Origin of the sequence: Streptomyces sp. SID5785 (assembly GCF_009870065.1) — a bacterium.
Lineage (GTDB): Bacteria > Actinomycetota > Actinomycetes > Streptomycetales > Streptomycetaceae > Streptomyces.
Genome location: NZ_WWIA01001150.1, coordinates 1 through 3,376 on the forward strand (window position 1 = coordinate 1; position 3,376 = coordinate 3,376).

Annotated in this window: 4 protein-coding genes; 2 read left to right on the forward strand and 2 right to left on the reverse strand. The window is 75.6% G+C overall.

The features are described 5' to 3' along the window. The gene (locus GTW43_RS37265) at window positions 1–1,176 is read right to left on the reverse strand and encodes a glycosyltransferase (RefSeq protein WP_161306388.1); all 1,176 of its coding nucleotides are present in this window, start codon (window positions 1,174–1,176) and stop codon (window positions 1–3) included. A gap of 58 nt (window positions 1,177–1,234) precedes the next feature. On the opposite strand from GTW43_RS37265, the gene GTW43_RS37270 reads away from it, so the two are divergent. Together GTW43_RS37270 and GTW43_RS37275 are read left to right on the forward strand one after the other, a co-directional pair. Next, entirely contained in the window at window positions 1,235–2,020 is a 786-nt protein-coding gene (locus tag GTW43_RS37270) for an aspartate/glutamate racemase family protein (protein WP_161306389.1), read from the forward strand. Between the two features lie 76 nt (window positions 2,021–2,096). Beyond that, entirely contained in the window at window positions 2,097–2,657 is a 561-nt protein-coding gene (locus GTW43_RS37275; protein WP_161306390.1) for a hypothetical protein, read from the forward strand. Window positions 2,658–2,683: 26 nt separating this feature from the next. Here the strand turns inward: GTW43_RS37275 and GTW43_RS37280 are convergent. Then, window positions 2,684–3,376: O-antigen ligase family protein (locus GTW43_RS37280; RefSeq protein WP_161306391.1), on the reverse strand; the 693-nt coding region annotated here is incomplete at its 5' end.

The following is a 3,376-nucleotide window of genomic DNA, read 5'->3' on the forward strand; positions in this document are numbered from 1 at the left end:
TCACCGCTGCTCGGGCGCCGCGTCGGGACGGGCGTACGTACGCCCCTTCCACGCGGCGCCCCGCCCCCGGTAGTGCTGCACGGCCGAGTCCACCGTCATCAGCAGGTACAGGAACGCGGTGAACGGAAGGAGCAGCGCCCACCACGCCGCCTGGCCGTAGTACCGGCACATCGGCACGAAGGTGCCCGCCATGACCGCCCAGGCGAGCGCCCCGAGGACCGCCGTCGCGGCGCTGCCGCCCGCCGCACCGACCGGCACGGCGAGCGGCGGGACCAGATAGACGAGCGCGAGGCCGAGCACGGTGCCCAGCAGGACCAGCGGGTTGTGCCGCAACTGCGCGTACGCGCTGCGCGACACCATGCGCCACAGGTCGGCGAGGTGCGGGTAGGGCCGCACGCTGTCGACCCGGTCGGCGAGGCCCAGCCAGATGTGCCCGCCCGACGCCTTCACCGCGCGCGCCAGCGACACGTCGTCGATCACCGCCTGGCGGATCGCGTCGGGGATGCGGGCACGCTCCGCGGCCTCGGTGCGCAGCAGGACACAGCCGCCCGCCGCCGCGGCCGTGCGCGACCCACGCACCGCGATCCGGCGGAACGGGTACAGCTGCGCGAAGAAGTAGACGAACGCCGGCACCACGAGCCGCTCCCACACGCTCGCCACCCGCAGCCGGGCCATCAGCGAGACCAGGTCGTACCCGCCGGTGCGGGCCGCTGCCACGAGCGCGCGCAGACTGTGCGGCCCGTGCGCGATGTCCGCGTCGGTGAGCAGCAGGAACTCGGGCCCCCGCGCGCGTGCCAGCCCGATGCCGTGCCGGACCGCCCACAGCTTGCCCGTCCAGCCCGCCGGCGGCTCGCCGGGCGAGGTGACCGTCAGCGGCAGTCCGCCGAGGCGCCCCGCGAGGGCCCGGGCGACATCGCCCGTCCCGTCGGTGCTGCCGTCGTCGACGAGGAAGATCTCCGCGCGCCCCGGATAGTCCTGGGCGAGCAGCGACGGGAGGCTGTCGGGCAGCACCGCCGCCTCGTCGCGGGCGGGCACCACGACGCACACGTCCGGCCACACGTCGGGCTCCGTGCGCGGCGGCAGCCGCAGGTCGGTGCGCCAGAAGAAGCCCTGGCAGAGCAGCAGCCACACCCATGCGGCGAGCGAGGCCGCGGTGATCCACACAACGACGTCCATCCGCCGCAGTCTGCCCCACGGGCGCTGCCGTGTCGGCGGTATCGTCTATGGTTTCCGGGTGAAGATCGCGCTGATGGACACCGGAATCGGACTGCTCGCGGCCGCCGCCGCGGTGCGCACGCTGCGGCCCGACGCCGACCTCGTGCTCTCCTCCGATCCGGACAGCATGCCCTGGGGCCCGCGCACGCCCGAGGACATCAGGCAGCGCGCCCTGACGGTCTGCGCCGCCGCCGCCGAGCACCGCCCGGACGCCCTGATCATCGCGTGCAACACGGCCTCGGTGCACGCCCTCCCGGCCGTGCGCGAGCTGCTCGAGCCGGCCGTCCCCGTCATCGGCACGGTGCCCGCCATCAAGCCCGCCGCCGCCGGTGGCGGCCCCCTCGCGATCTGGGCCACGCCCGCCACCACGGGCAGTCCCTACCAGCGCGGGCTCATCCGTGACTTCGCGGCGGGCGTCGAGGTGACCGAGGTGCCGTGCCCCGGCCTCGCCGAGGCGGTGCAGTGGGCCGACGAGGACGCCATCGACCGCGCCGTCGAAGCCGCCGCCGCGCTCACGCCCCGTGACGTGAAGGCCGTCGTCCTCGGCTGCACCCACTACGAGCTCGTCGCGGAGCGCATCCGCGCCGCGGTGCAGCGGCCCGGCGCGGATCCGCTCGTCCTCCACGGCAGCGCGGGCGCCGTCGCCGCCCAGGCACTGCGCCGGATCGGCGAGCACCCCGCGCCGGACGCGCAGCCCGGCGGCGAGCTCACCGTCATCCTCAGCGGCCGTCACGAGACCCTCCCGCCGGCCGCTCTCGCGTACGCCGAGGGGCGCGGTCTGCAGGCGGTCAGCCACGCGGGGTGAGCGTCCGGAGCCGTCCGGGGGAGTGACCCTCCGCAAGGCGGTGCCTTCACAGCGGATCGTGAGTACGCTCGATGGCATGAAGGACCACGCCGCCGACGCGCACGCGCATCCCGGGCGACGCGCTTCCGCCCACGGGACCGACATCTGGACCGGCCGCGCACACAACCGTGTGCAGTGGCTGCTGGCTCTGGGCGGGCTCGCCTGCCTCGCCCTCGGCATCGAGCTGGCCGTCGAGAGCTCGTGGGCGACGGGCATCGCGGCCCTCGCCATGTCCGTGGTCGGCCTCATCGCCGTGGGCCTGCTGATCCTCTTCGGCACGCTCGCGTTCCTGCACGTCGCCGTGAAGGTCGACAAGGACCACCTGGAAGTGCGCTGCGGCCACGTCGGGCTGCCGCGCCGCCGCATCCCGCTCGACCATGTCGTGGACGCGGACTTCGCCCCGCGGGTCACCCCGCGCCAGTGGGGCGGCTGGGGCTACCGCTGGCGCCCGGAGATCGGCACCGCCGTCGTGGTGCGGCGCGGCGAGGGCGTCGTGCTGAGCCTGGGCGACGGCCGCAAGTTCACCTTCACCGTCGACGACGCGGAGGGCGCGGTGCGCCACATCCGCGACCGCCTCAAGCCCACCGCGGCTCTCTAGGGCTTCGCGTCTGCGGGCTCAGGCACCTAACCGGACCGTTCGCGGCCGTCCCGGAGATCCTCCGGCACGGCCGCGTCGTCGTCCCGGGGGACCGCAGGCAGCGGCTCGGCGGTCGCGATGCCCGCGAGCAGACCGGCACCGGCGGTCACCGTGGTGAAACTCAGCGCGTTGCCGACCGTGGCCAGCAGCGCGACCGCGGTCAGGGCCGCGCCCGCGGTGAGGACCACCGGGGTGGAGCGGGCCGAGCGCCACAGGACGTAGAGCAGCCAGCAGTACGCGGCCGTCAGCAGGACCACGCCCACCGCTCCCTGTTCCGCCGCGACCTGGAGGACGGCCGAGTGCGGCTTGCCGTCCGGCGCGGCGGTCGTGGCGAGCGACGTGTCGAACTCGCCGAAACGCCCGGTGCCCACGCCCAGCGCGGGTTCCGACCGTGCCAGCCGCAGCGCCTCGTGCCACAGCAGCAGCCGGCGCCGGGTGACGCGGCCCTCCAGCGTGTCCGCGAGGCCCGAGGGCAGCCCGCCCTGCGCCAGGGCCAGGCTCACCGCGACGACCGCGGCCGTGGCCAGGCCGAGCCCCGCGAGCCCCAGCGCCCGGTGCCGCATCACGGCGGCCGCGAGCGAGCACAGCACGACCGCACCGCAGGCCACGGCCCCGGCACCCGAGCCGGTGAGCGCGGCCACGAGCACCGTGGCGGCCCCGGCGGCGTGCAGGACGAGCCG

What these genes read in the sequence shown, in the direction of transcription:
- GTW43_RS37265 (WP_161306388.1), bottom strand. Translation starts at nt 1,176, where the DNA reads ATGGACGTCGTTGTGTGGATCACCGCGGCCTCGCTCGCCGCATGGGTG.
- GTW43_RS37275 (WP_161306390.1), top strand. Translation starts at nt 2,097, where the DNA reads ATGAAGGACCACGCCGCCGACGCGCACGCGCATCCCGGGCGACGCGCT.